This is a genomic window from Streptomyces sp. NBC_01408, assembly GCF_026340255.1.
In the GTDB taxonomy this organism is placed as follows: domain Bacteria; phylum Actinomycetota; class Actinomycetes; order Streptomycetales; family Streptomycetaceae; genus Streptomyces.
This window is the reverse complement of sequence record NZ_JAPEPJ010000001.1, coordinates 1,220,144-1,246,016: the sequence shown is the minus strand read 5'-3', so window position 1 is coordinate 1,246,016 and position 25,873 is coordinate 1,220,144. Positions and strand designations below refer to the sequence as shown.

30 protein-coding genes are annotated in these 25,873 nt (G+C 72.6%); 21 read left to right on the top strand and 9 right to left on the bottom strand.

Going from position 1 to position 25,873, the window contains the following annotated elements:
• The first annotated feature begins 21 nt into the window (after positions 1-21).
• The gene (locus tag OG447_RS05820) at positions 22-891 is read left to right on the top strand and encodes a phosphatidylinositol-specific phospholipase C (protein WP_266938766.1); all 870 of its coding nucleotides are present in this window, start codon (positions 22-24) and stop codon (positions 889-891) included.
• Here OG447_RS05820 and OG447_RS05815 read toward each other — a convergent pair.
• From OG447_RS05815 to OG447_RS05795, 5 genes are all read right to left on the bottom strand, one after another.
• On the bottom strand, positions 871-2,304 hold the full coding sequence (locus OG447_RS05815) for a cell wall metabolism sensor histidine kinase WalK (protein ID WP_266935320.1): 1,434 nt from the start codon (positions 2,302-2,304) through the stop codon (positions 871-873). The two genes, OG447_RS05820 and OG447_RS05815, sit on opposite strands and share 21 nt — an antisense overlap.
• A complete protein-coding gene (locus tag OG447_RS05810) occupies positions 2,301-3,035 on the bottom strand; it encodes a response regulator transcription factor (protein WP_266935319.1) in 735 nt (244 codons plus the stop codon). The genes OG447_RS05815 and OG447_RS05810 overlap by 4 nt, the downstream gene beginning before the upstream one ends.
• 93 nt (positions 3,036-3,128) lie before the next feature.
• Complete coding sequence (locus OG447_RS05805; protein ID WP_266935318.1) at positions 3,129-4,346, bottom strand: S1C family serine protease; 1,218 nt, start codon at positions 4,344-4,346, stop codon at positions 3,129-3,131.
• Between the two features lie 267 nt (positions 4,347-4,613).
• Positions 4,614-5,636, bottom strand: coding sequence for a LacI family DNA-binding transcriptional regulator (locus tag OG447_RS05800; RefSeq protein ID WP_266935316.1), 1,023 nt, complete (start codon positions 5,634-5,636; stop codon positions 4,614-4,616).
• A 24-nt stretch (positions 5,637-5,660) separates the two neighbouring features.
• Complete coding sequence (locus OG447_RS05795) at positions 5,661-6,488, bottom strand: response regulator transcription factor (protein WP_266935314.1); 828 nt, start codon at positions 6,486-6,488, stop codon at positions 5,661-5,663.
• A gap of 456 nt (positions 6,489-6,944) precedes the next feature.
• On the opposite strand from OG447_RS05795, the gene OG447_RS05790 reads away from it, so the two are divergent.
• The 13 genes from OG447_RS05790 (at position 6,945) to OG447_RS05735 (ending at position 16,650) form a co-directional block, all read left to right on the top strand.
• On the top strand, positions 6,945-7,199 hold the full coding sequence (locus OG447_RS05790) for a MoaD/ThiS family protein (protein WP_031145199.1): 255 nt from the start codon (positions 6,945-6,947) through the stop codon (positions 7,197-7,199).
• Between the two features lie 10 nt (positions 7,200-7,209).
• A complete protein-coding gene (locus tag OG447_RS05785) occupies positions 7,210-8,868 on the top strand; it encodes a hypothetical protein (protein ID WP_266935312.1) in 1,659 nt (552 codons plus the stop codon).
• Positions 8,869-8,933: 65 nt separating this feature from the next.
• Positions 8,934-9,659: a DUF2993 domain-containing protein gene (locus tag OG447_RS05780; RefSeq protein ID WP_266935310.1), complete on the top strand. Its 726-nt coding sequence runs from the start codon at positions 8,934-8,936 to the stop codon at positions 9,657-9,659.
• 155 nt (positions 9,660-9,814) lie between these two features.
• Positions 9,815-9,904: an Ms5788A family Cys-rich leader peptide gene (locus tag OG447_RS32350; RefSeq protein ID WP_353962230.1), complete on the top strand. Its 90-nt coding sequence runs from the start codon at positions 9,815-9,817 to the stop codon at positions 9,902-9,904.
• 220 nt (positions 9,905-10,124) lie between these two features.
• On the top strand, positions 10,125-10,970 hold the full coding sequence (locus OG447_RS05775) for a sulfurtransferase (RefSeq protein WP_266935308.1): 846 nt from the start codon (positions 10,125-10,127) through the stop codon (positions 10,968-10,970).
• Positions 10,971-11,033: 63 nt separating this feature from the next.
• The gene (locus OG447_RS05770) at positions 11,034-11,324 is read left to right on the top strand and encodes a DUF1416 domain-containing protein (protein ID WP_266935306.1); all 291 of its coding nucleotides are present in this window, start codon (positions 11,034-11,036) and stop codon (positions 11,322-11,324) included.
• A gap of 134 nt (positions 11,325-11,458) precedes the next feature.
• The gene (locus tag OG447_RS05765; protein WP_266935305.1) at positions 11,459-11,722 is read left to right on the top strand and encodes a DUF3099 domain-containing protein; all 264 of its coding nucleotides are present in this window, start codon (positions 11,459-11,461) and stop codon (positions 11,720-11,722) included.
• 115 nt (positions 11,723-11,837) lie between these two features.
• Complete coding sequence (locus OG447_RS05760; protein WP_266935303.1) at positions 11,838-12,602, top strand: hypothetical protein; 765 nt, start codon at positions 11,838-11,840, stop codon at positions 12,600-12,602.
• Positions 12,599-13,423 carry a hypothetical protein gene (locus OG447_RS05755; RefSeq protein ID WP_266935301.1) on the top strand — a complete coding sequence of 275 codons (825 nt, stop codon included), beginning with the start codon at positions 12,599-12,601 and terminating at the stop codon, positions 13,421-13,423. Before OG447_RS05760 ends, OG447_RS05755 begins: the two co-directional genes overlap by 4 nt.
• Entirely contained in the window at positions 13,420-14,259 is an 840-nt protein-coding gene (locus tag OG447_RS05750) for a hypothetical protein (RefSeq protein ID WP_266935299.1), read from the top strand. The genes OG447_RS05755 and OG447_RS05750 overlap by 4 nt, the downstream gene beginning before the upstream one ends.
• A 269-nt stretch (positions 14,260-14,528) precedes the next feature.
• Positions 14,529-15,101: an FABP family protein gene (locus OG447_RS05745; RefSeq protein ID WP_266935298.1), complete on the top strand. Its 573-nt coding sequence runs from the start codon at positions 14,529-14,531 to the stop codon at positions 15,099-15,101.
• A gap of 109 nt (positions 15,102-15,210) precedes the next feature.
• Positions 15,211-15,663: a Fur family transcriptional regulator gene (locus tag OG447_RS05740; protein WP_266935296.1), complete on the top strand. Its 453-nt coding sequence runs from the start codon at positions 15,211-15,213 to the stop codon at positions 15,661-15,663.
• A 21-nt stretch (positions 15,664-15,684) separates the two neighbouring features.
• A complete protein-coding gene (locus tag OG447_RS05735; protein WP_266935294.1) occupies positions 15,685-16,650 on the top strand; it encodes a folate-binding protein YgfZ in 966 nt (321 codons plus the stop codon).
• 3 nt (positions 16,651-16,653) lie between these two features.
• Here the strand turns inward: OG447_RS05735 and dtd are convergent, their stop codons facing one another.
• On the bottom strand, positions 16,654-17,079 hold the full coding sequence (gene dtd / locus OG447_RS05730) for a D-aminoacyl-tRNA deacylase (RefSeq protein ID WP_266935292.1): 426 nt from the start codon (positions 17,077-17,079) through the stop codon (positions 16,654-16,656).
• A 187-nt stretch (positions 17,080-17,266) separates the two neighbouring features.
• On the opposite strand from dtd, the gene OG447_RS05725 reads away from it, so the two are divergent.
• From OG447_RS05725 to OG447_RS05710, 4 genes are all read left to right on the top strand, one after another.
• Positions 17,267-17,806, top strand: coding sequence for an ABC transporter substrate-binding protein (locus OG447_RS05725; protein WP_266935290.1), 540 nt, complete (start codon positions 17,267-17,269; stop codon positions 17,804-17,806).
• Between the two features lie 54 nt (positions 17,807-17,860).
• Entirely contained in the window at positions 17,861-19,105 is a 1,245-nt protein-coding gene (locus OG447_RS05720; RefSeq protein ID WP_266935288.1) for a GNAT family N-acetyltransferase, read from the top strand.
• 135 nt (positions 19,106-19,240) lie between these two features.
• On the top strand, positions 19,241-20,113 hold the full coding sequence (locus tag OG447_RS05715; RefSeq protein ID WP_266935287.1) for a sigma-70 family RNA polymerase sigma factor: 873 nt from the start codon (positions 19,241-19,243) through the stop codon (positions 20,111-20,113).
• A 114-nt stretch (positions 20,114-20,227) separates the two neighbouring features.
• Entirely contained in the window at positions 20,228-21,013 is a 786-nt protein-coding gene (locus OG447_RS05710; protein WP_266938765.1) for a putative protein N(5)-glutamine methyltransferase, read from the top strand.
• A gap of 79 nt (positions 21,014-21,092) precedes the next feature.
• Here the strand turns inward: OG447_RS05710 and OG447_RS05705 are convergent, their stop codons facing one another.
• Both OG447_RS05705 and OG447_RS05700 read right to left on the bottom strand, forming a co-directional pair.
• Complete coding sequence (locus OG447_RS05705; protein WP_266935285.1) at positions 21,093-21,698, bottom strand: isochorismatase family protein; 606 nt, start codon at positions 21,696-21,698, stop codon at positions 21,093-21,095.
• An 84-nt stretch (positions 21,699-21,782) separates the two neighbouring features.
• On the bottom strand, positions 21,783-22,766 hold the full coding sequence (locus OG447_RS05700; RefSeq protein ID WP_266935283.1) for a GlxA family transcriptional regulator: 984 nt from the start codon (positions 22,764-22,766) through the stop codon (positions 21,783-21,785).
• Positions 22,767-22,962: 196 nt separating this feature from the next.
• Here OG447_RS05700 and OG447_RS05695 point away from each other — a divergent pair, with 196 nt between their 5' ends.
• From OG447_RS05695 to OG447_RS05685, 3 genes are all read left to right on the top strand, one after another.
• Entirely contained in the window at positions 22,963-23,346 is a 384-nt protein-coding gene (locus tag OG447_RS05695; protein ID WP_266935281.1) for a helix-turn-helix domain-containing protein, read from the top strand.
• A 23-nt stretch (positions 23,347-23,369) separates the two neighbouring features.
• A complete protein-coding gene (locus tag OG447_RS05690) occupies positions 23,370-23,933 on the top strand; it encodes a hypothetical protein (protein ID WP_266935279.1) in 564 nt (187 codons plus the stop codon).
• Between the two features lie 127 nt (positions 23,934-24,060).
• Positions 24,061-24,402, top strand: coding sequence for a DUF2516 family protein (locus tag OG447_RS05685; protein WP_266935277.1), 342 nt, complete (start codon positions 24,061-24,063; stop codon positions 24,400-24,402).
• 56 nt (positions 24,403-24,458) lie between these two features.
• Here the strand turns inward: OG447_RS05685 and OG447_RS05680 are convergent, their stop codons facing one another.
• Positions 24,459-25,787 (bottom strand): PP2C family protein-serine/threonine phosphatase, encoded by a 1,329-nt coding sequence (locus OG447_RS05680; protein ID WP_266935275.1) that lies wholly within the window; start codon positions 25,785-25,787, stop codon positions 24,459-24,461.
• Positions 25,788-25,873: the final 86 nt, after the last annotated feature.

The window sequence follows — 25,873 nt, the reverse complement described above, 5'->3', positions numbered from 1 at the left end:
GGCGAAGGGGCGGGCATGGGCATGGACCGACGGGCGTTTCTGGTCGGAGCGCTGGCGGCGGGCACCTCGGCGGGGCTGGGCGTCGCCGCAGCGGCCCCGGCCGCCGCCCGGGCGCTCGGCACCCAGGACTGGATGGCGGGCCTGGCCGACTCCACCGCCCTCCAGCGGATGACCATCCCCGGCACCCACGACGCGGGCGCCCGCCACGGCGGGCTCTACGTGGCCTGCCAGAACACCTCGATCGCCGAACAGCTGGACTCCGGGATCCGCTTCCTCGACGTCCGCTGCCGGGTGACGGGAGGATCGTTCGCGATCCACCACGGCTCCTTCTACCAGAACCTGATGTTCGGCGACGTGCTCGTCGCCTGCCGGAACTTCCTCGCCGCACGCCCCTCCGAGACCGTCCTGATGCGGCTCAAGCAGGAGTACTCCACCGACAGCGACGCGACCTTCCGCGCCGTCTTCGACGACTACCTCGACAACCGGGGCTGGCGGCCGCTGTTCCGGATCGCCGACACCCTGCCCTCCCTCGGGCAGGCCCGCGGCAAGGTGGTCCTGCTCGCCGACAACGGCGGCCTGCCCGGCCTGCGCTATGGCGACGGCAACGTCTTCGACATCCAGGACGACTGGAACGCCGAGCCCTTCGCCAAGCGCGGCAGGATCGAGAACCACTTCCGCAAGGCCGTCCAGCAGCCCGGCAAGCTCTTCGTGAACTACACCAGCACCTCGGCGTACATGCCGCCGCGCTGGAACTCCGACCGGCTCAACCCGCAGGTGCACGCTTTCGTCGACGGCGGGGAACTGGCCGGCCGGACCGGGCTCGGCATCGTCCCGATGGACTTCCCGAACACCCGCTCCGGACTGGTCGCCTCACTGATCCGGCACAACTGACGGGCCCGCCGGCGGCGGGGTCGGCGCCCCCGGGATGCGGAGCACCGCCTCCGTGCCCGGGCCGCCGTCGGCCGCCGCCCGCAGCTCGGCGCTGCCGCCCGTACGGGCTGCCGTACGGGCCACGATCGACAGGCCCAGCCCGCTGCCGGGCAGGGCACGGGCCGACGGGGACCGCCAGAACCGCTCGAAGACGTGCGGGAGGTCCCCGGCCGGGATCCCCGGCCCGTGGTCCCGTACGGTCAGCTCGCCCGCCCGCAGCGTCACCTCGACCTCGCCGTCCGGCGGGCTGAACTTCACCGCGTTGTCCAGCACGTTGACCACCGCCCGCTCCAGCGCGGCCGCCTCGCCGCGGACGTACCAGGGCTCCAGGTCCGAACGGAAGCGGAGCTCCGGCCCGCGCAGCCGGGCCCGCGACAGCGCCGCCCCGGCGATCTCGTGCAGGGCCACCACCTGGAGCGGACCGGGGGACACCGCGTCCGGCCGGGACAGCTCCTGGAGGTCCCCGATCAGCGCGGCGAGCTCGGTCATCTGCGCCTTCACCGAGGCCAGCAGCTCCTTGCGGTCCTCGGGCGGGATGGCCCGGCCGGTGTCCTCGCTGCGTGCCAGCAGTTCGATGTTCGTACGGAGCGAGGTCAGCGGGGTGCGCAGCTCGTGCCCGGCGTCCGCGATCAGCTGGGCCTGCCGCTCCTGGGAGGAGGCGAGCGCGGCGGTCATGGAGTTGAAGGACCGCGACAGGCGGGCGATCTCGTCGTCGCCCTCGTCGGGGATCCGCACGGTGAGGTCCTCGGTGCGGGCGATGTGCTCGACGGCGTCGGTCAGTTCGTCGACGGGCTGCAGTCCCGTACGGGCCACCCACAGGCCCGCCGCGCCGGCGCCGACGACCCCGATGCCGCAGACGAGCAGCAGCACCCAGGCCAGGGTCGACAGGGGCTTGTCGACGTCGGCGAGCGGCTTGGCGACGGACAGCGCGGCGGGCTGATTGCCCACGAGGGCGGGCTGGGTGTAGACGCGGACGGGGATGCCGTCGGAGGTGGTCGCGTCGTAGAGGACGGGACCGCGCCGGCGCTGGGCGACCTCCAGGTCGGTGGTGGTGACCTTCAGGGTGTTGTTGCCGTCGACCCAGCAGTGGCCGCCGTCCGGCAGCACGATCTGCACCTGGGCGCTGAGGTTGTTGGCCGACCGGTCCGGCAGGGCCGGGCCCTGGACACACCGCAACTTGGCGTAGACCTGGTTGGCCTGGGCGGCAGCGTCGGTGGCGCGCAGGGAACTGTCCAACTGGTCGCGCAGTTGGGTGCGCACCATCACCCAGGACACCGCCGCCACGCCGGCCACCGCGAGCGCCACCGCCACCGTGACCAGCAGCGCGAGGCGGGAGCGCAGCGGCAGGGCCCGGAATCTGGCCGCCGGGCTCACTCGGGCCCGCTCTCGCCGGCCCGCAGGACGTAGCCCACCCCGCGCACGGTGTGCACGAGGCGGGGCTCGCCGCCCGCCTCGGTCTTGCGGCGCAGGTACATCACGTACACGTCCAGGGAGTTGGAACTGGGCTCGAAGTCGAAGCCCCACACGGTCTTGAGGATCTGCTCACGGGTGAGGACCTGGCGCGGGTGCGCGAGGAACATCTCCAGCAGGGTGAACTCGGTCCGGGTCAGCTCCACCAGCCGCCCCGCCCGGGTCACCTCACGGGTCGCGAGGTCCATCCGCAGGTCACCGAAGGACAGGACCTCCCCGGGGCCCTCGGCGCCGGCCTGCGGGGCGGCGTAGGAGCTGCGTCGCAGCAGGGCGCGGACGCGCGCGAAGAGCTCGTCCAGCTCGAACGGCTTGACCAGGTAGTCGTCGGCGCCCGCGTCGAGGCCGGTGACGCGGTCGCCGACGGTGTCGCGGGCGGTCAGCATCAGGATCGGCGTGACGCTCCCGGCGGCGCGCAGTCTGCGGGCGGCCGTCAGGCCGTCCATGCGGGGCATCTGGATGTCCAGGACGATCAGGCCGGGGGCGTACGAGGCGGCCTTGTCGAGGGCGTCGAGCCCGTCGACGGCGGTCTGGACGGCGTACCCCTCGAAGGCCAGGCTGCGGCGCAGGGCCTCGCGCACGGCCGGCTCGTCGTCGACGACGAGGACGCGCTGCTGGTCGCCTTCGGCGGGATTCATGGGTGCTCCCCCAGGGGTGTTCGGGTGGTGCGCGCGGGAGGTCGCCCGCGCACGGCACGTTCCAGCGTCGCACGCCGGTCGGCGGCGGCCGGGTCAGTAGGAGGTGCCGAAGCCGTCGGCCGTGCCGGTGCCGGTGCCGTTGCCGTCGGCGGAGCCCGCGCCGCCGGAGCCGCCCTTGCGCAGGGAGTCCAGGTCGGCCTTGATGGTGTTGACCGGGATGGCGAAGCCCAGGCCGACGCTGCCGGCGCCTTCGGCGCTGCTGGAGGGGGAGTAGATCGCCGAGGGCATGCCCACGATCTCGCCGTTCATGTTGACGAGGGCGCCGCCGGAGTTGCCGGGGTTGAGGGAGGCGTCCGTCTGGATGGCCTTGTACGAGGTGGTGTCCGAGCCGGTGTTCCCGTTGAACTGCTGACCGCCGTACGAGAACGGCCAGCCGCCGCCCTGCTGCTGGCGCTGGGGTGACTGCTGCTCCGACTTCGGTACGTTCACCTCGCGCTCCAGCGCGGAGACGATGCCGCTGGTGACCGTGCCGGTGAGGCGGTCGGGGGAGCCGATGGCGACGACCTGCTCGCCGACCTTGAGGCTGCCGGAGTCGCCGAGCTCGGCGGGTTTGAGGCCGGAGGCGTCCTGGAGCTTGATCAGGGCCAGGTCCTTGTCGGGGTCGGTGCCGACGATCTTGGCGGAGTACTTCTTGCCGTCGCTCGTCGTCACCTGGATCCGGGTGGCGCCGTTCACGACGTGGTTGTTGGTGACGATCTCGCCGTCGGCGGTCAGGACGATGCCGGAACCGGTGCCCGTGCCCTGGCCGGACGCCGTGCCGGTGTCGATGCGGACCACGGAGGGGCTGACCTGCTCGGCCACGCCGGAGACGGTGCCGGTGCTGGACTGCGAGACGTTGGTGCCGTTGACGCCGCCGCCGGTGCCCTGCTGGGGGCCCATCAGCTGCTGGACCGCGGCCGCGGTGCCGCCGCCGACCACGGCCGCCGCGAGGGCCACCGCGGCCAGCAGCGCGACGGGCCTTCTGGCGCGGGGGGCGGGGGTGGCTGCGTGGGCGGGGCCGGTGGGGGGCCCACCGGCGTGGCCGCCTTGGCCGGCCGGGCCGGCGGGGACCGTCTCGCCCTGGATGACCGGCGGCTGGTGCGCCTCGTGCCAGCCCGGTGCGGCGGGCGGGTACGAGGGCGGCGGCGGGTACGCCCCGGCGGCGTCCTGCGCCAGCCGGTCACGGCCCCGCTGCCAGTCCTCGCCGAAGGGCGCGTGCTGGGTCGGGCTCTCCTGCGGGTACTCGCCTTCGCGGCGGAAGCTGTCGGTCATGGCTATGACTCTGGCCGCGGATGATGAGAGCTTCCTGAGTCCGGCCTGAGAAGCCCGACAGAACCGCGTATGCCGGATATAAGTGCGGGGGTGTCGGTGCCGCGGTGCGGGGCTCTGCCCGGGCGTGCCGTGCGGCGCCGTTGCCGGGGCTCCGCCGCGGGGTCCGGGGCGCCGTAGGGGGTGCGGGGCGGAGCCCCGGGGAGCCGGCCGGCCGCAGCCGAGGGGGCCGGGTCGGGCCGGGGCCGGGTTCCGCTGACCCGCCGGAGGCTACCGGCAGCCGCAGGAGCGGCGGATCACCAGGGCCGAGGGGAACTGCTTCAGGCGTTCGCGGCGGGAGCCGGCCACGCGGAGGCCGTCGTCCAGGACGAGGTCCACCGCCGCGCGGGCCATCGCCGGGCGGTCCGAGGCGATCGTGGTGAGGGGCGGGTCCGTGAGGGCCGCCTCCTTGACGTCGTCGAAGCCGGCCACGGCCAGTTCCCCGGGCACGTCGATGCGCAGCTCGCGCGCCGCGCGCAGCAGGCCGATCGCCTGGTCGTCCGTGGCGCAGAAGATGGCCGGCGGCCGGTCCGGGCCGGACAGGACGTCCAGGGCCACGCGGTAGGCGTCGTAGCGGTTGTACGGGGCCTGGAAGAGCCGCCCCTCGATCGAGCGGCCGGATTCCAGCATCGCCCGGCGCCAGCCCTCGACGTGGTCGGCGACGGGGTCGCCGACCTCCGGGGTGGTCTCCACGCCGCCGAGGCAGGCCACGTACTCGTGCCCGTGCTCCAGCAGGTGGCGGGTGGCGAGCTGGGCGCCGCCGATGTCGTCCGTGACCACGGCGACGTCGTCGATGGCCTCGGGCCGCTCGTGCAGCAGTACGACCCGCGCGTCCCAGGCCTCGATCTCCGAGGCGGCGCGCTCGCTCATGCCCTGGCTGACCAGGATCAGGCCGGAGACCCGCATGCCGAGGAAGGCCCGCAGGTAGTGGACCTCGCGCTCGTCGCGGTAGTCGGAGTTCCCGACCAGCACCATCTTTCCGCGCTCGGCGGCGGCCTGTTCGACCGCGTGCGCCATCTCCGCGAAGAACGGCTGGCGGGCGTCGGGGACGATCATGCCTATGAGGTCGGTGCGCCGCGACGCCATCGCCTGGGCGACCCGGTCAGGGCGGTAGCCCAGTTCCTTGATCGCGGCGAGGACACGCTCGCGCGTGGCCGGGGCAACCGGCCGGGGTCCGTTGTTAATGACGTAGCTCACGACGGCGGTAGAGGTACCCGCAAGTCGCGCCACGTCATCCCGCGTCACCTTGGCCACGCGCGGCAGTCTACGCGGGGTGACCTACCTCTGGGCAGGGCGTCCTGCGGAGTGGATCCTCACAGGGTCTTCCGCCGACCGGGTGACGGCCGCGCCGTTCTGCGCGCCGGTCTGCGCGGACGCCTGGGCGGCCGCCTTCGCCGCCGCCTGGGCGGCCGCCTCGGCCGCCGCCCGCTCGACCTTCTCCGGCGTGACGAAGCGGTAGCCGACGTTACGGACCGTACCGATCAGCGACTCGTGCTCCGGGCCGAGCTTCGCCCGCAGCCGCCGTACGTGGACGTCCACCGTCCGGGTGCCGCCGAAGTAGTCGTAGCCCCAGACCTCCTGGAGCAGCTGGGCGCGGGTGAAGACCCGGCCGGGGTGCTGCGCGAGGTACTTGAGCAGCTCGAACTCCTTGAAGGTGAGGTCCAGCACCCGCCCCTTGAGCTTGGCGGAGTACGTGGCCTCGTCCACCGAGAGGTCGCCGTTGCGGATCTCCATCGGGGAGTCGTCGGAGCCGAGCTGCTGACGGCCGGTGGCCAGCCGCAGCCGCGCCTCGACCTCGGCGGGGCCGGCGGTGTCGAGGAGTACGTCGTCGATGCCCCAGTCGGCGGTGACGGCCGCGAGACCGCCCTCGGTGACGACGAGGATCAGCGGGCAGCCCGGCCCGGTGGAGCGCAGCAGCTGGCACAGCGACCGCACCTGCGGCAGGTCGCGGCGGCCGTCCACGAGGATGACGTCGGCGCCGGGGGTGTCCACGAGGGCCGGGCCCTCGGCGGGCGCCACCCGGACGTTGTGCAGCAGCAGGCCGAGAGCGGGAAGCACCTCGGTGGACGGCTGCAAGGCGTTGGTCAGCAGCAGGAGTGAGCTCATGCCTGACCACCCCGCCCTGTTCCGGTCGGCTGGTCGAGCACGGTTCGCTGGTCCATCACGTCGGTTCCTCCTCGGTCCCGTCGAGGACGTGCTGCTTCGTACGTGGTGCGTCTCACCTGGCGTCCGTGCGGTCCCCGCGCCCTGAGGTCCGGACGGCTGCCACTGTTCTCGGGTCGTTCAACGTGCTGAAAGCACAAAAGGACCCGGGGGCAACGTTGCCCGGATCCTCACGCCAGCAGAATAGCCCACCGGTCCGTTCGGGGCCGAGGCCTGCGGAGGTTCCTCTTCTGTGGTTCGTGCCACGCCCACGACCACCGTATGCCCCGGTTTCACCGTATGGGTGGACCCGGTGAGGACCGACCGGGCGCACCGGGGGCGCGCAGTGGCACGCGGGGGCGGGGGCGGGGAGGGGTCATCATGGAGGCCGACGGTAGAGAGCCGACGATAGGAGCTGCAGTGGCAACCGGAACCATCCGCTACTGGGCGGCGGCCAAGGCCGCGGCCAAGACGGCGGAGGAGCCGTACTCGGCGCGGACACTGGCCGAGGCGCTCGACGCCGTGCGGGAACGCCACCCCGGGGAGCTGACCCGGGTCCTGCTGCGCTGCTCCTTCCTCGTGAACGACGAGCCCGTGGGCAAGCGCCCGCATGATGCCGTCCAGCTGACCGAGGGGGGCACCGTCGAGGTGCTCCCTCCGTTCGCGGGCGGGTGAGCGGAAACCGATGAGCACGCCTGAGGAACAGCAGCAACAGCAGCAGCAGTACCAGCAGCAGCACGAGCAGCACCCACAGCAGCACCAGGAGGATCCGTACGGGACCCAGACCTGGCAGTCCGACACCTGGGAGACCGGCTACCAGCCGGTGCACCCGCCGCTGGGCGCGGTGCCCGGGCAGCCGGTGGCGCCCGAGGGCTGGTTCCGCGACGAGGCCCCGGCCCCGGCTCCCGGCCAGACCCCGGACCCGGCTCCGGCTTCGGCCGAGGAGACCGCGTACCTGCCGCCGTACCCCGGCCCCGGGCAGCAGCAGGGCATCGCCCCGGACGGCTGGTTCCGCGACGAGGTGCAGGCCCCGGCTCCGGCGCCCGTCCAGGACTGGTCCCAGGCGGCCGAGACGGCCTACCTGCCGCCGTACCAGGAGCACGCGGCCCAAGCCCCGGCTCCGGTTCCGGCCGAGGAGACCGCGTACCTGCCGCCGTACCAGGAGCACGCGGCCCAAGCCCAGGCTCCGGCTTCGGCCGAGGAGACCGCGTACCTGCCGCCGTACCCGGGTCCCGGGGAGCAGCAGGGCATCGCCCCGGACGGCTGGTTCCGCGACGAGGTGCAGGCCCCGGCTCCGGCGCCCGGCCAGGACTGGTCCCAGGGCGGGGCGCCCTGGCCGGACTTCGCCGCGGCCGAGCAGACCGCGTACCTGCCGCCCCAGCAGGCGGCCCCCGTACAGGCCCAGACCCAGGCCCCGGCTCCGGCTTCGGCTTCGGCCGAGGAGACCGCGTACCTGCCGCCGTACCCCGGCCCCGAGGCCGTGGCGGCCGTAGCCGCGGGCCCGGGCGCGGGCGTGGCCGGGCAGGACCCGGTGCCCGGTGAGGAGCCCGCCTGGTCGCCGCCCACCCTCGCGGGCAACACCATCCGCGCCGTCGATCCCGCCCAGGCCCGCGCCGAAGGCCTGTCGCCGATCATCGACCCGGGCCCGCAGTCGGCCGTACTGACCGCCGCCCTCGGGTTGCTGCTGGCCGTCGCCGCCGCCCTCGGGGAGTTCGCCCTGCTCGTGCCGCTGATCGCCCTCCAGGGGCTCACCGCGGCCGGCTGGTTCCGTCTCAACGGCATGTGGCCGGCCCGCCAGGGCATCGCCCTCGCCTTCCTCGGAGCCCTCGTCGCCGACGCGGCCGTGCTCGCGGTGGAGCCCGCGTACGGCCCCGGCGCGATCATCGGCACCCTCGGCGCCTGGGTGCTGCTCACGCTGGTCCTCCAGCTGCGCAGCCACGCCGATCCGGACGAGCGGATGTACGGCCTGATGGCCTCGGTGGCCTCGGCCGCCCTCGCCATCGTCTGCGCGGGCTACCTGGCCGCCGGTTCCGAAGCCGTCACCGTCGGCGGCGTGGCCGTCGCCGCGGCCGTCTTCGCCCGGGCCCTGCCGCTGCCCGCCGCGCCCTCGGTGGGCGTCTCGCTGGCCTCGGCCGCGGGCGCCGGCATCGCGGTCGGCGGGCTGACCGTCGGGGCGGGCGGCGGGGCGCTGCTCGGCCTGGTCGCGGGCGTGTGCGCCCTGATCGGGCTGCGCGTGGCGGCGTACGACTACCCGTCGAAGTTCGTCCACATGACGGCCGGTGTCGCGCTGCCGCTGGCGGCGGCCGCGCCCGCCGTGTACCTGATCGGCCGGGTGGTGGGCTGACGGCCGTCCGACGGCCGCCCATGGTCAACTAGAACGCACGTACCGACTAGTAGGGGGGTGGACACGTGCGTTTCCTGCGTGTTGTGGTGATCGTCGCTGTGGTGCTGGGGGCGCTGCTCGCGGGTGTGGACCGGTGGGCGGTCGGTTATGCCGAGAACCGGCTGGCCGACCGGATACAGGCCCGGCAGGGCCTGGCCGGGAGCACCGAGGTGGACATCCACGGCTTCCCCTTCCTGACCCAGGCGCTCAGCCACGACCTGGAGAGGGTCGACCTCAGGCTCAAGGGTGTCGACGCCACCGCGGACGGCCGCAAGACGCGGCTCACGGAGCTCGACGCGCGCCTGCACGACGTGAAGCTGAACGACGACTACACCGGCGGCACCGCCAAGCGTGCCGAGGGCAGCGCGCTCATCACGTACGCGGACCTGACGGCGGCCTCGCAGACCGGCGCGACCCTCAGCTACGGCGGGGCGCCGAACAAGGTGAAGGTCACCGCGACCGTCGACGTGCTCGGCAAGTCCCTGACGCACAGCGTGGTGTCGACCATCAGCCTCGTGGACGCCGAGGGTGGCGAGGGCGGCAAGGGCGGCAAGATGGTCCGGGTCCGTGCCGACGCGGTGCCGGGCGAGGGCGTTCCCGGCGTCGAGAAGTTGGTCCGCAAGAAGACCGACTTCGACCGCCGGCTGGACGACGGCCTGCCGGCCGGGCTCCAGCTGACCACGCTGACCTCGGACGAGGCCGGTGTGCACCTCACGCTGGGCGGCTCGGACGTGGTGCTGGCCGGATCGTGAGACGGTCCGGTCCGATCCGCAGATGGATGGGCCGGAGGGGGTGTCCCGGAGGCGGCGCGGCGGCCGCCCGGGGCCCTCGTATCCCAGTATTCGGACGATCCTGTCTCGAAATATGACACACCGGTGACAGGGCGGCTGATTCGTCCCTACGATCCATGCCTATGAAGCATCAGCAGGCGGACCTCACGAAGCGGCGGGCAGTAGACCTGTGTCGCGTCGCCGCCATGCTCTGTCGATCCATGTGACCTGTGGGCGCACCGCTCTACCAGCCGGACGACAGCACTTCCCGCGTGACCGCACCCGCCTCCTGATCCCCTGCCGCCTCCCCGTGCAGGACCCGTGAGCGCACCCGGACGCACGCAAGCAGCACCCCGAGCAGCACCCGCAGCCAGCAGGTTTCACGACCGGCAGGTCCGCAGCCGTACCAGCACAGCCCCGCCGCACACTGCCCCGGAGGAGAACACCATGAGCCGCAGCGACGTCCTCGTAGACGCCGACTGGGTCGAGGCCCACCTGAACGACGCCGACGTCGTCATCGTCGAGGTGGACGAGGACACGTCCGCCTACGACAAGAACCACATCACCAACGCCGTCCGGATCGACTGGAAGAGCGACCTCCAGGACCCGGTCCGCCGCGACTTCGTGGACCAGGAGGGCTTCGAGAAGCTCCTCTCCGCCAAGGGCATCTCCAACGACGACACCGTCGTCCTCTACGGCGGCAACAACAACTGGTTCGCGTCCTACGCCTACTGGTACTTCAAGCTCTACGGCCACCAGGACGTCAAGCTCCTCGACGGCGGCCGCAAGAAGTGGGAGCTCGACTCCCGCGACCTGGTCGACGGCACGGACGTCCCGAACCGCCCGGCCACCCAGTACAAGGCCAAGCCCCAGGACAAGTCGATCCGCGCCTTCCGCGACGACGTCGTGGCCGCGATCGGCTCCCTGAACCTGGTCGACGTGCGCTCGCCCGACGAGTTCTCCGGCAAGCTGCTCGCCCCGGCGCACCTCCCGCAGGAGCAGTCGCAGCGCCCCGGCCACGTGCCGAGCGCCCGCAACATCCCGTGGTCGAAGAACGCCAACGACGACGGCACCTTCAAGTCGGACGACGAGCTGACCGCCCTCTACGAGGCAGAGCAGGTCGACCTGGCGAAGGACACCATCGCCTACTGCCGCATCGGTGAGCGCTCCGCGCTCACGTGGTTCGTCCTGCACGAGCTCCTGGGCCAGGAGAACGTCAAGAACTACGACGGCTCGTGGACCGAGTACGGCTCGCTGGTCGGCGTGCCGATCGAGCTCGGCCCCAACAAGTAACCCTGCCGGGCACGCAGGGCCCGTAGTAGCCAGTACGACTCTCTCTAGGACAGGACAGAGAACATGTGTGGAGCACAGATCGGCGGGCCCGACCTCGCGACGCTGAAGCCCGGTGAGACCGCGATCCAGGGCCAGATCACCCAGGCCGGCGAGCCGGTGTCCGGCTACGTCCGCCTGCTGGACGAGACCGGCGAGTTCACCGCCGAGGTCCCGACCTCGGCCACCGGCCAGTTCCGCTTCTACGCGGCTCCCGGCTCCTGGACGCTGCGCGCGCTCGTCCCGGGTGCCAGGGCCGACCGCGCCGTCGTGGTCGCCGAGGCCGGCGGCGTGACGGACGTGGCGATCGCGGTCTGACCGACCGTGCTCGCGCACTGATCGACCGGCCGAAGGGCCGCACCTCCGGGGGTTGGACGCCACTGGAACGGGGTGCGGCCCTTCGTGCCGTCCGCGCACCTTGTGCGCGCGCCCGCCGGACCTACGCTGGAGGCATGTACGCCCGGCGTCGACGCGTCTACTTCCTGCTCATGGGCGGATGCCTGTTCCTCTTCGTCTCCGCCTGGTCCTTCGTGCGGCTGTTCTCGGTGGAGGCGGCCGTGGCCCTGTGCGTGGTCGCCATGGTCATCCCGCCGGTCGCCGCGGTGGTCGCCAACCGGCGCGGGCCGGAAGACCGCTGGTGGGACGACCCCTCGGGAGATCCGAAGTCCGACGAGTGGTGGGACGAACTGGACGGAAAGCGGCGGCACGAGGACTGAAACGCCGTGAGATAAGAATGTAATAAGCACCGACACAACCCCTCCCCTCCACAGACGGTCAATGCGTACGCGCAGGTAATCGAACCGGCGCCGCCAGTCCTGTGGGGGGACTCCCTTGGAACATGAACAGACCAGCCCTGAGCAGCGGCAAGAGGGAGAGACCGCACCGCGCCGCCGCCGGGGGCGCACGACGCTCCTGATCGCGGGCGCGGCCGTACTCGGCGTCCTCGCCGGGACGGTCACCGGCTACGCGGTCCAGTACCACCGCGCACCCACCGCGCTGCCGCCGCTGGCCCAGCAGGGCCTGGTGGCGCCGAAGCCGCTCGCGCCGGACGACACCACGACGCACCGGACGATCAACGCCAACCGCTGGCACAAGTCGGACGACGACCTCAGCAAGCTCCTGCTGGAGGCGCCGAGCGGCGCGAAGCCCATCGGCACGCCGGGCTACATGGGCCTCGACTCCCTCGCGGCGCTCTACGAGCGGCCGGACAAGGCCTTCGCCGGCCTCCAGGACGACGGCTTCCGGCGCGCGGTCTCCACGGCCTGGGAACAGGGGGACCGGTACACGGAGATCCAGCTGATGCAGTACAAGGACCGGCGTGGTGCGGTCAGGGACATGGGGGGAGCGAGCGACGCCATCTCCGAGGATGCGGGCAACCCCGGCTCCGAGATCGCGGGCCTCCCGCCGGCCGATGCACACGTCTGGGTGTTCTCGCAGCTCACGCAGGAAGACGGGTACCACCCGCTGCGCCAGGCCCGGGCCGTCGTACGCCGCGGTGACGTCGTCGCAGAGATCTTCTACACGGACGCCGGGGGCGCTGCCATCTCCGAGAACGACATCATCGACCTGGCCAAGCGGCAGCTGGAGCGACTGTGACCGAGACGCAGAACGACACCCCGGCTCTCGACGCCCCCACCGAACCCATGGCCCCGGCACCCGAGGCCGCATCCGCGCCCGAGGGCCGTCGCCGCAAGGCCGCACTCGTCGCGGGCTCCGTCGCTGCCGTGACCGCACTCGTGGCCGGCGGCGTCGGGGGGTTCTTCGTACTCAAGGGCGCCGACCGCAGCGCTCCCCCGGCGTACTGGGTCGCGGCGGGTCAGTCGGCCGAGAAGGGCGAGGAGCCCGCACCGGTGCCCCCGAACGCCATCACGGGCAAGCTCCTCCCGCTCCCGGAGGGCTACGCCCTCGGCCCCGACATCGGGGCCGAGGGCAACGACCACTTCCTCTCCGGCGACAAGATGGCCGAGACCTTGGCGCGGGAGTCCGGCGGCGTCGGCGGAGCGGACCGGCGAAGCCGCGACGCGGCGTGGGCCGAGCTGAAGCTCAAAGGCACCGCCGGGCGCAGCTACACACGGGGTAAGGGCGCGCCCGTCTTCGAGGTGCACATCATGCAGGCCGCTCCGGAGGCCGTGGGATCGTTCTCCGCGTTCTCCAAGGCGGTCCTCGAAGCGGGCGGCGACGACCGCCCGGCGCCGAAGGTGGACGGATACCCGGACGCCAAGTGCGTGCTGTCGGCCGTGGGCGACGAGAAGGACCAGAAGAGAGCGAAGATCGACGTGCTGCAGTGCGTGGCGGTCGAGGGGGACGTGATGGTCGACTTCCGTGCCTTCGGCCCCCGGCCCCTGCCGACCTCCGACGTCATCGGGTTCTTCAAGAACCAGCTGAGCCACCTGAAGACCCCCGGGGAGTCCGCATGACCGAGCACACCACGGCGGACGCGCCGGAGCCGGAGCCCACGGCCGTGCCCGAGGGCGCCGCGGCGGCGAAGGCCCCGGCCGCGCCCAAGGACCGGCGCGTGCTGTTCGCCGTACTGCGCTGGACGGCCGCCGTGCTCGTCTTCGGTACCGTCGGCGCGGGCGTCGCGTACGGGATCAGCCGGCCCGAGCGCACCGACGTCCCCGGTCTCTCGACCGAGAGCGACGGCCGCTGGGCCTACCCGGCCCTGGCCAGGCCGACCCTGCCGCCGGGGGCCCCGCTGCCCTTCTCCAAGGAGAACCGGGACGGCATTCACTACGCGGGCCTGACCCAGCTGCTCCTGCCGGCGCCCGCCGGCTCGACGCCCGACGCGACGCTCAAACTGGAGAAGGACTCCGAGGTCACCGCGGACACCTTCCTGGAGGAGTACGAGACCGAGCCACGCGACTCCCTGCGGAAGGACTTCGCCGCCGACACCCCGCGCGAGATCGTGGCCCGCGGCTGGACCATGCCGGACGGCACCCGGACCCGGGTCTACCTGCTGCGTTTCCACTCGGCCGGATTCACGTCGTCCGTCCACGCCTGCCCCGGGGTCCTCAAGGGTGTCAACAGCCTGCCGCTCGACGTCGACTGGACCAAGGCCAGCACCTCGCTGCCGACATCGGAGAACAAGATCGCGGTCCACAAGGAGGGCGAACCCGTCGGGGACGAGCAGACGGCCGTCGGGTGCATCCAGTCCGGTGACATCGAGGCGGTGATCCTCCAGACCCGCAAGGGCGGGGTGGCCTCCGTGCCCCTGCACCAGACGGTGATCCTCCAGCACCAGCTGCTGGGCTGATCCGCCCGGTACGACGGGTACGGCCGACCTCACAGAGTGGGGCGGTCTCCGGGCCAGTAGGCTTGGGGACCGGCCCGTACACCGCACCGAATCCTCCGAGGAGCACCCCGTGCTTGAGGCAGTCTTCACCTCCCTGCTGGTCCTGGTCTGCGTCGGCGTCATGGCCTTCACCGGCCTGGCCGTCAAGAAGCTGTACCAGGGTCAGCGCTGAGCTCCGGCCCAGCAGACCGCCCCCGGACCCCTCCCACAGATCGCCTGAGCAGCCATTCATGATCCAGATCCCGTCCGACCTGAACCCGGGCCTCGTCCCCCTCGCCTTCCTCCTCGGCAACTGGGAGGGCGCGGGCGTCTTCGACTTCCCGGGTGAGGAAAAGTGCAACTTCGGCCAGGAGGTCGTCTTCACCCACGACGGGCGGGACTTCCTGGAGTACACCTCCCACACCTGGGTCCTCGACGCCGAGGGCAACAAGGTGCGGCCGCTGGAGTCCGAGTCGGGTTACTGGCGCATCGACAAGGACCGCAAGGTCGAGATCGTCATGGTCCGCGACCAGGGCGTCGTCGAGGTCTGGTACGGCGAGCTCGCCGACCAGAAGCCCCAGATCGACCTGGTCACCGACGCGGTCGCCCGCACCGCGGCCGCCGGCCCGTACAGCGGCGGGAAGCGGCTCTACGGCTACGTGAAGAGCGATCTGATGTGGGTCGGCGAGAAGGCCACCCCCGACGTCGAGCTGCGCCCGTACATGTCGGCCCAGCTGAAGAAGGTCGTCACGCCCGAGGAGGTCGCCGAGATGGCGCGCAACCTCCCGGACATGCCGGACGACGGCATCGCCTTCTTCCGCTGACGGTCGGGGCGCCAGGGCCGCCCGGCGCGGCCGGTCGTCCACAGGTTGTGCAAGAAGGGGACCGCGGGCCCGCCCGCGGTCCCCTTCGCGCGCTTACACTGGCCGGGTGGTGAGCACCGAGAGCACCGAGGGCACCGACTGGAAGACCGACCTGCGGCAGCGCGGATACCGGCTGACTCCGCAGCGCCAGCTTGTCCTGGAAGCGGTCGACACCCTGGAGCACGCCACCCCCGACGAGATCCTCGTCCAGGTGCGCAAGACCGCCTCCGGAGTGAACATCTCCACCGTCTACCGGACGCTGGAACTACTGGAGGAGCTCGGGCTCGTCTCGCACGCCCACCTCGGGCACGGCGCCCCCACCTACCACCTCGCCGACCGGCACCACCACATCCACCTGGTCTGCCGCGAGTGCTCCGACGTCATCGAGGCGGACGTGGACATCGCCGCCGAGTTCACCGCGAAGCTCCGTACCGCCTTCGGTTTCGAGACCGACATGAAGCACTTCGCGATCTTCGGACTCTGCAAGAAATGTGCCGCCAAACACCGTGCCGGTCAGGCGTAGCCGGGTCGTAGTCTTGGTCCCATGACCAGCCCTTTGCTCCATCTCCCCGGCGCCGTGCAGGCCGAAGGCCGCGACGAGGGCGTCGCCGCCCACTACGGAGAGCTGTACGGCGAACAGCGCGCCCTCTCGGACGGCCGCGGTTTCGTCGACCTCTCGCACCGCGGAGTCGTCACCGTCTCCGGCCCGGAGCGGCTGAGCTGGCTGCACCTGCTGCTCACCCAGCACCTCACGGACCTGCCGGCCGGGCAGGCCACCGAAGCGCTGATCCTCTCCGCCAACGGCCACATCGAGCACGCGCTCTACATCGTCGACGACGGCGAGACGACCTGGGCGCACGTGGAGCCCGGCACCCAGGAAGACCTGATCGCCTACCTGGAGTCCATGAAGTTCTTCTACCGCGTCGAAGTCGCCGACCGCACCGCCGACTTCGCGGTCGTGCACCTGCCGGCCGGCTCCATCGCCGAGGTCGGCAAGGAGCACGCCGTACGGGAGACCCCGCACGGCCGTGACGTCTTCCTGCCCCGCGCCGAGCTGGAGTCCTTCGCCGCCTCGCACGGCCCGGCCGCCGGCCTCCTCGCCTACGAGGCCCTGCGCGTCGAGGCGCACCGGCCGCGGCTCGGCCTGGAGACCGACCACCGCACCATCCCGCACGAGCTGGGCTGGATCGGCACCGCCGTCCACCTCCAGAAGGGCTGCTACCGCGGTCAGGAGACGGTCGCCCGCGTCCACAACCTGGGCAAGCCCCCGCGCCGCCTGGTCTTCCTGCACCTGGACGGCTCCGAGGTGCTGCTCCCCGCGCACGGCACGCCGGTCCGGCTCGCCGCCGACGGGGAGGAGGGCCGCCAGCTGGGCTTCGTGACCACCGCGGTCCGCCACCACGAGCTGGGCCCGATCGCGCTCGCGCTGGTCAAGCGGAACGTTCCGGTGGACGCTCCGCTGCTGGTGGGGAAGACGGCCGCCGCGCAGGAGGTCGTCGTAGCGCCGTAGGGCTCACACGTCGATGACGATGGTGAACGGGCCGTGGTTCGTGAGCGAGACCCGCATGTCCGCGCCGAACCGGCCCGTCTCCACCGTCGCGCCCAGCGCCCGCAGCTGCGCGACGACCTCGTCGACCAGCGGTTCGGCGACCGGGCCCGGCGCGGCCGCGTTCCACGTGGGCCGACGGCCCTTGCGGGCGTCGCCGTAGAGCGTGAACTGGGAGATCACCAGCAGCGGCGCGTTCACGTCGCTGCAGGACTTCTCGGCCTCCAGGATCCGCACCGACCACAGCTTGCGCGCCAGCACCGCCGCCTTCTCCGGCGTGTCGTCGTGGGTCGCCCCGACCAGGACGCACAGCCCCTCGCCGACGATCTCGCCCACGGTCTCGCCGCCCACGACGACGCTCGCGCCGTCCACCCTCTGCACCACTGCTCGCATACCACCTGTGTACCAGGCGTGCACCCGTCCGGGGCCGATCGGGTGGAGTGGGACTGCACGGTGGCCACGGAGAGTGGCACGATGCACGCAGGCGGTGCGGGTGCGCCGCACCGGTCGAGGGGACGGACTCGTTCGTATGAATACTTCTGGTACCTCCGTACCTGCATCACCCGCTTCCACGTCGTCCATGTCCGCTGTCGCTGCCGCGGTACGACCGCCCGCGCAGCGCACCGCCGAACCGCAGGAGCCGGGGCCGGCGACCACCGCGCTCGGCCTGCCGGAACTGCGTACGCTGCGCCGCGACGCGCAGCGCGACGAGGCCGACCTGAGCTACGTACGCCGTCTGCTCCAGGGCCGCATCGACATCCTGCGCGCCGAGCTCGCCCGGCGCAGCGACCCCGAGACCCCGGTGGTGGACCGGCTGTCGGAGATCCTCGCGGACGCCCCCTCCAGCCGCAGCGCCTCCGCCCGGCACGTCACGCTCGGCACCCCGCACAGCGAGGAGTACCGGCTGCTGGCGGCGGAGATGCTGGCCGACGTGGAGCTGTCGGACCTGGGTGCCCGTACGGACGGCGAGCTGTACGAGGGGATGGCCCGGCTCGTGCGGTACGAGCAGCAGGTCTCGCGGCGCCGCCAACAGCTCCAGCGCACGGTGGACGAGTGCACTGCGGAGATCACCCGGCGGTACCGGGAGGGCGAGGCGCAGGTGGACGACCTGCTGGCCTGAGCCGGGGAGAAAACCGGGCGACGGCGGCGCTCGCGCCGATTAGCGTGGGCCGCTATGAGTACTGACGTCCGGCCGATCGCCGAATCCGAACTCGCCGAGTGGATGACGACCCTGAACACGGGGTTCCTCACCGCGGCCCGGGCGACGGAGTCCGATGTCGCCCTGCGCGCCAAGTACGGTGACCTCGCCCGCACTCAGGGCGGCTTCGACACCGCGACGGGCCGCTGCGTGGCGACCTTCCGCTCCTTCGCGCAGGAGCTCACCGTGCCCGGCGGCGCTGCCGTTCGGGCCAGCGCCGTCTCGAACGTCGCCGTCCTGCCCACGCACCGCCGCCAGGGTCTGCTGACCCGGATGATGGCCGCCGAACTGACCGCGGCCCGGGAGCGCGGGGACGTGCTGTCGACGCTGATCGCCGCCGAGTATCCGATCTACGGGCGGTACGGGTACGGGCCCGCCGCCTCGATCGCTGAGTGGGAGATCGACGTACCGCGCACCGGGCTGGACCCGCGCTGGTCGGCGCCCGCGGACGGCGGGCGGATCGACCTGGTGGACACGGCCGAGCTGCGCCGGGTGGGCCCGGAACTGCACGAGCGGCTACGGGCGGCCGTGCCCGGGGCGGTGGACCGGGACGAGCGCTGGTGGAGCGTGAAGACCGGGCTGGAGGAGTGGTCGCACCGCCCGTACCAGGGCAAATTCCACGCCGTGTACCGGACGGCGGAGGGCGAGGTGGCCGGGCTGGCCGTGTACACCTCCGACGACCACTGGACGGACGCGAAGGTCCCGCTGAACACCGTGCAGGTCAAGGACCTGATCGCGGTCACCCCGGAGGCGGAGCGGGCGCTGTGGCACTTCCTGTGCTCCATCGACTGGGTGCTGAAGGTCCGCACCGGCGGGCGGGCCCCCGACGACCTCGTCCCTCAGCTGCTGCCCGACCCGCGGTCCGCCAGGCCGCTGACCTCGGCGGACTTCCTGTGGGTGCGGCTGCTGGACGTCGAGGCGGCGCTGAGTGCGCGGACGTACGCCGTGCCCGGGGATCTCGTACTGGAGGTGACCGACGCGGCGGGGCTGGCGGACGGCAGGTACCGGCTGGACGCGGGCACCGGCGCGTGCGCGCGGACCGGGGACGCGGTGGACCTGCGGCTGGACGTGGCCGCGCTGGGCTCCCTGTACCTCGGCGACGAGTCCGCGGTGCGGCTGGCCGCGCTCGGCCGGGTGGCCGAGGAGCGGCCCGGGGCGGTCGCGCTGGCGGACGCGGTGTTCCGCACCGCGCGCCGGCCGTGGTGCCCGGACGTCTTCTGACCTGCGTCTGTGCTTCCTGTTCCGGCTCTTGTCACATCGGCGGGCCGCCGTACGTCAGGGTGGTGCAGAGGTACAGAGGTGCAGCGGCGTTTCGGCGCAGAGGCGTGGCGGCGCATGGACGAGGGGAGCCCGGGGATGACCACCGACAGCGAGTACCTGGCGGCGCGGTTCGAGGAGAAGCGCGGGCATCTGCGGGCCGTGGCCTACCGGATGCTCGGTTCGCTGTCCGAGGCGGAGGACGCCGTCCAGGAGGCCTGGTTCCGGCTCGACCGGACGGACACCAGCGCCGTCGAGAACCTGGGGGGCTGGCTGACCACGGTCGTCGCCCGCGTCTGCCTGGACCAGCTGCGCTCGCGCAAGGCGCGCCGCGAGGAGTCCCTCGACGGTCCGGTGGGCTTCCCGGAGCCGCTGCTGAGCCCGCCGGACGGGCTGGACCCGGAGCAGGAGGTGCTGCTCGCGGACTCGGTGGGGCTGGCGCTGCTCGTCGTACTGGAGCAACTGGCGCCCGCCGAGCGGCTGTCGTTCGTCCTGCACGACATGTTCGGGGTGCCCTTCGACGAGATCGCGCCCATCGTGGAGCGGACCCCGGCGGCGGCCCGGCAGTTGGCGAGCCGGGCGCGGCGGCGGGTGCAGGGCGGGGCGCCGACCCCGGACGCCGACACGGGGCGGCAGAAGGAGATCGTCGGGGCCTTCCTCACCGCGGCCCGGGGCGGCAGCTTCGAGGGCCTGATCTCGGTCCTCGACCCGGACGTCGTGCTCCGCGTGGACCTGTCCGAGATGGCCCTGGGCGCGGGCGCGGTGGCCCGCCAGGCCCTGACCTTCCAGCGCCTGGCGCCGTACGCGCGGCCCGCGCTGGTCAACGGGGTGCCCGGGCTCGTCACGATCACTCCGGGAGGCAAGGCGGTCGGGGTCATGGGCTTCACGGTCAGCGGCGGCCGTATCGTCGCGATCGACATCCTGGCGGATCCGGAGCGGCTGGAACGCGTCGACGTCACCGTGCTGGACTGAAGCAGGAGCAGCCGTACGAGCAGCAGTAAGAGGAGCAGTAAGAGGTGCGGCACGAGCAGCGGCACGAGCAGCGGTAAGAGCAGCGGTACGAGCAACACCGGCAGCATCTGAGGACTGAGGTATTTGACGTCACTTGTGGAATCCCTGCGCGCGGCCGGCTGCGTCTTCGCCGAGGAGGAGGCGGACCTGCTGCTCTCGGCGGCCAAGGACGACGGTCACCTGGCGGGCCTGCTGGCGCGCCGGGTGGCCGGTGAACCGCTGGAACACGTCGTGGGCTGGGCGGAGTTCTGCGGGCTGCGCGTGGAGGTCGGCGAGGGGGCCTTCGTACCGCGGCGGCGCACCGAGTTCCTGGTGGAGCAGGCGGCGGCGCTGACCCGGCCGGGCGCGGTGGTGCTCGACCTGTGCTGCGGGGTGGGGGCGTTGGGCGCGGCGGTGGCGGCGCGGGTGCCGGACGGGGTGGAGCTGCACGCGGCGGACATCGACCCGGCGGCGCTGGCGTACGCGAGGCGCAACGTGGCCCCGTACGGCGGGGCGGTGTGGGAGGGCGACCTGTACGGGCCGCTCCCCGCGTCCTTGCGGGGCCGGGTCGACGTCCTGCTGGTCAACGCCCCGTACGTGCCGACGGAGGAGATCGGGCTGATGCCGCCGGAGGCCCGGGACCACGAGCCGCTGGTGTCCCTGGACGGCGGCGCGGACGGCCTGGACGTCCACCGCAGGGTCGCGGCGGGCGCCCGGCCGTGGCTGGCCCCGGGCGGTCACCTGCTGATCGAGACGAGCGCCCGCCAGTCCGCGGCGACCGCCGGGGCGCTGGCGTCGGTGGGTCTCGCGGTGCGGGCGCTCACCTCGGAGGAGCTGTACGCGACCGTGGTGATCGGCAGCGTGCGGCCGGACCCCTCTTAGCTGGACGGGCAGGCCGCAGTGGCACCACCCCCGCAGGCGCCACTTCGGACTCACCCGTCCAGCGGGTGTCCCGCGGGCCTCAGTTGCGGGTGAGGTGTCCGACGGTGGGGGCCACGGTGCCGAACAGGTCGGCGATGGTGGTCAGGCTGCCCGTCTGGAGGGTGGCGGCGGGCACGGTGCTGCCGTCGGGTGCGGTCAGCGGGCGGGTGGCGGTCGCCTCGGCGACGACGGTGGGCCGGTACCCGAGGTGGAAGGCGCCCTGGGCGGTGAAGGTGACGCACATGTGGGTCATGAACCCGGCCAGCACCAGGTCGGGTCCGGCGCCCAGTTCGCGCAGGGTCTTCTCCAGTTCGGTGCGGTGGAAGGAGTCGGGGAACTGCTTGACCACGACCGGTTCGCCGTCGGCGGGCGCCACTTCGGGGCTGATGGCTCCGATCTCGGCGCGGATGTCGTACGGGGTGCCCTCGCCCCCGTCGTTGACGACGTGGACGACCGGCGTGCCGGCCGCGCGGGCGGCGGCGAGCAGGCGGGCTCCGGCGGCGAGGGCGGGCTCGGCGCCTTCGAGGGCCATGACGCCGGTGCGGTAGGTGTTCTGGAAATCGATCATGATCAGGGTGGTCTCGCCGAGGCGGGGCAGGGTGTTGTCGAGGCCGATGACGTCACGCAGGGTCGCAGAGGCATTCATGGAGGAAAGGTGCCTTTCGGGTGATGGATGGGCAGGACGGAGCTCCGCACGGGCGGGGCTCGCGCGGGCTCGCGTACCAGGGGGTCAGGAAAGGGTGCGGAAACGGCGGCGGTAGGACGCCGGAGTGGTGTTGATCTGTTTGCGGAAGGCGCGGTGCAGGGTCTCCACCGAGCCCATCCCGGTGGCCGCCGCGATCTGTTCCAGCGGCTGGTCGGTGGTCTCCAGCAGCCGGCGGGCCGCCTCCACCCGGGCGGCCTCCACGTAGGACGCCGGGCTGGTGCCGGTCTCCTGGCGGAACACCCGGGCGAAATGACGCTCGCTCAGGCACATGCGCCCGGCCAGTACGGGCGCCGACAGATCCTCGTCGAGGTGCTCGGTGATGAACACGCGCAGCGCGTCGATGTCCCTGCGCGCCGCCGCCGGCCGGCTGAGCGGCACGCTGAACTGGCTCTGGCCGCCCTGCCGCCGCAGGTACATCACCAACTGCCTGGCCACGGCCAGGGCCACTTCCTCGCCGTGGTCCTCGGCCACCAGGGCGAGCGCCAGGTCCATGCAGGTGCTGATGCCCGCCCCGGTCCACACCCGGCCGGAGCGGACGAAGATCGGGTCGGCGTCGACCCGTACCCGCGGGTGCTCGGCCGCGAGCTGCGCGGCGGTCGACCAGTGCGTGGTCGCCCGCCGCCCGTCCAGCAGCCCGGCGGCGGCGAGCAGGTGCGCGCCCACGCACACCGAGGCGACCCGCCGGGCGTGCGGGGCCGTGGCCTTCACCCACTCGACGACGCTGTCGTCGACCCGGGCCACCGGGCCGTCCGGGCCCATGTCCACCGCGCCGGGCACCAGCAGCGTGTCCACCGCGGCCCCCACCTCGGCGAAGGCCAGGTCGGGCACCAGCCGCACCCCGGCCGAGGTGACGACGGGCTCGGCGCCGGGCCCGGCCAGCCGCACGGCGTAGCCCGCCGCGCCGCCGGTCACCCGGTTGGCCAGGGCGAAGACCTCGGCCGGGCCGGTGACGTCGAGCAGGTCGACGTCCGGGAAGACCGCGACGACGACGCGGTGGGGAGTGGGCATGCGTCCATGGTCACGTCGGCGCGTCATGACGGCAATGACGGCTCTCTGTCACATCCGGCCATCACCGCCACGGGACCGGCCGGGCACCCTGCTCGGGGTCCAGGGTCTGCGCCGCCCGGAGAGTCGGCTCCGCCCGGGTGGGAGATGTTGCAAGCGTCTGCTTGCAATAGTTAGCAGAGTGCGGCAGGATCGGGGCATGGCATCGCTCAACGTCGGAAATCTCGGCGAATACCTCCGCGAGCAGCGGCGGCAGGCCCAGCTTTCGCTGCGGCAGCTGGCCGAGGCCGCGGGAGTGTCGAATCCGTACCTGAGCCAGATCGAGCGCGGGCTGCGCAAGCCGAGCGCGGACATCCTGCAGCAGCTGGCCAAGGCGCTGCGGATCTCCGCGGAAACGCTGTACGTGCAGGCCGGGATCCTGGATGAGCGGGACCGGGACGAGGTGGAGACGCGCGCCGTCATCCTCGCCGACCCGACCATCAACGAGCGGCAGAAGCAGGTGCTGCTCCAGATCTACGAGTCGTTCCGCAAGGAGAACGCGCTCGACGCGCCCGCCGACGAGATGCCGCCGAAGACGAACTGAACTTGATCCGGGAGGACCACCACATGGCCATCGCCGATGACCTGAAGAAGACCCTCACCGACCCGACGCCGCTCTACTTCGCCGCCGGTACCGCCGACCTGGCCGTGCAGCAGGCCAAGAAGGTGCCCGGGCTCATCGAGCAGCTGCGTGCCGAGGCCCCCGCGCGCATCGAGGCCGTGAAGAACACCGACCCGAAGGTCGTGCAGGAGAAGGCCAAGGAGGCGCAGGAGGCGGTCACCGCCAAGGTCGCCGAGGTGTTCGGCGCGATCGACCCGAAGAAGCTTGGGGAAGCCGCGCAGGACCTGGCGCTGCGCGGGGTCGGCGTGGCGGCCGAGTACGCCGTTCGCGCGAAGGAGACCTACGACAAGGTCGCCGAGCACGGCGAGCAGGCCGTGCGCCACTGGCGGGGCGAGGTCTCCGAGGAGATCGTCGACATCGCCGTGGCCGTCGAGCCGAAGCCGGAGACGGCGGCCGACGCGGAGCCGTCCGCCGAGGCCGACGCCGGGGAGAAGCCCGCCGCCCGGAAGACCACCGCGCGCAAGACCACGGCCAAGAAGGCCGCCGTCACGGCGGGCGACGAGAGCTGAACCGCAAGACGTACGGCGGGCCGGGCACCTGGAAGGTGTCCGGCCCGTTGTGGTTCGTGAAGGTGCCCGTGCCGGTAGCGTGGAGTGGGACGGCATCAGGCGCAGGGCGTGGAAGGCGGTCGAAGCGATGTTGATGGAAGGGTTCGATCGAGGGGTGGTCCCGTTGTTCGGGCTCGCCATGCTGGTGCTCGCGGTGGTGGCTTTCGTCATGGCCCTGGTGGCCCGTGAGGACGCGTACCGGGCTGCCGACAAGAAGACCAAGACCTTCTGGCTGGTGCTCCTCGGCATCACCGTCCTCGTGGACTTCTTCCTGCCGCAGATGCTGTTCCTGACGATCGCCGGCCTGGTCGCGACCATCGTGTTCTTCGTCGACGTCCGCCCGGCCCTCAAGCAGGCCTCGGGCGGCGGCAAGCGCCGCGGTGGCAGCAGCAGCGACGGGCCGTACGGGCCCTACAACGGCGGACGGTAGCCCCCTCGGCCGGCCGTCCCCCCCCGCTGGCCGGCCGCTGGCCGCCGGCTGTCCGCTCAGCCTTCGGCGCGGGAGAGCAGGACCACGGCCACGTCGTCGGTGAGCTCGCCGCCGTTGAGGCGGCGGGCCTCGGTCACCGAGGCCTCCAGCAGGCCCTCCCCGCTCAGGCCGCGGTCCAGGTGGCGGTTGATCATCTCGACCATGCCGTCCTGGCCGAGACGCTCCTTGCCCTCGCCGATCCGGCCCTCGATCAGGCCGTCGGTGTAGAGCATCAGGCTCCAGGTGCCGCCGAGCTCGACCTGGCGGCGCGGCCAGCGGGCCTTGGGCAGCAGTCCGAGCGCCGGGCCGCTGTTCTCGTACGGGAGCAGGCGCGCGGGGCGGCCCGGCCGGGAGATCAGCGGGGCCGGATGGCCGGCCAGGCACAGCCCGGCGCGGCGGCCGTCCGGGGCGATGTCCACCGTGCACAGCGTCGCGAAGATCTCGTCGCAGGGCCGCTCCACCTCCAGGACCTCCTGGAGGGTGGACAGCAGATCGTCCCCGCACAGCCCGGCCAGCGTCAGCGCGCGCCAGGCGATGCGGAGCTCGACCCCGAGGGCCGCTTCGTCGGGGCCGTGGCCGCAGACGTCGCCGATCATGGCGTGGACGGTGCCGTCGGGGGTGCGGACGGTGTCGTAGAAGTCGCCGCCGAGCAGGGCCCGGCTGCGGCCGGGGCGGTAGCGCGCGGCGAAGCGGAGGTCGGAGCCCTCGAGGAGGGGGGTGGGGAGCAGGCCGCGTTCCAGGCGGGCGTTCTCCTGGGCGCGCAGTTTCGATTCTGCAAGTTTGTACTGGGCGATGTCGGCCCGTTTTCTCTCCACCGCGTAGCGGATCGTGCGGCTCAGCAGCCGGCCGTCCAGCTCGTCCCGGAAGAGGAAGTCCTGGGCGCCGACCCGGACGGCCTCGGCGGCGCGCTCGGCATCGGCCTCGCCGGCGAGGACGAGGACGGCGTGGCGGGGGGCGATGCGCAGGACCTGGCGGAGGGCGGACAGCTGGTCGACGGCGGTGCCCGCCGTGCGGGGGCCCGCGTCCGGGAGCGACAGGTCCAGCAGGATGCAGTGCACGTCGGGCGTGAGCAGCCGCGCGGCCTCGGTGAGGTTGCGGGCGGTGCGGAGCCGGATGCGGTGGCCGTCGGCGTCGAGGATCTCGGGGACGGTGAGACCGCCGGCCGGGTCGTCCTCGATGACCAGCAGGGTCAGCGGGGTGGGGTGGGCGGTCGTCGGCAGGGTCGCGGGCGGGGTCGCGTGCGGGGTCGTCGGCGCGGCGGCGAGCTGTTCGGCGGCCGTCTGCAGAACGGCCTGAGCGCTCTCCGTGGCGGGGGTCTCCCTTTGCCGCGGTACGGGTGCGGGCATCGTCTCCGGTTCCTTCCCTCCCCCCGAGGGTGCGCTCGTCCGGCAGACCCTAGCGGTCCCGGCCGGGGGAGCGGAATGCCGTTCTT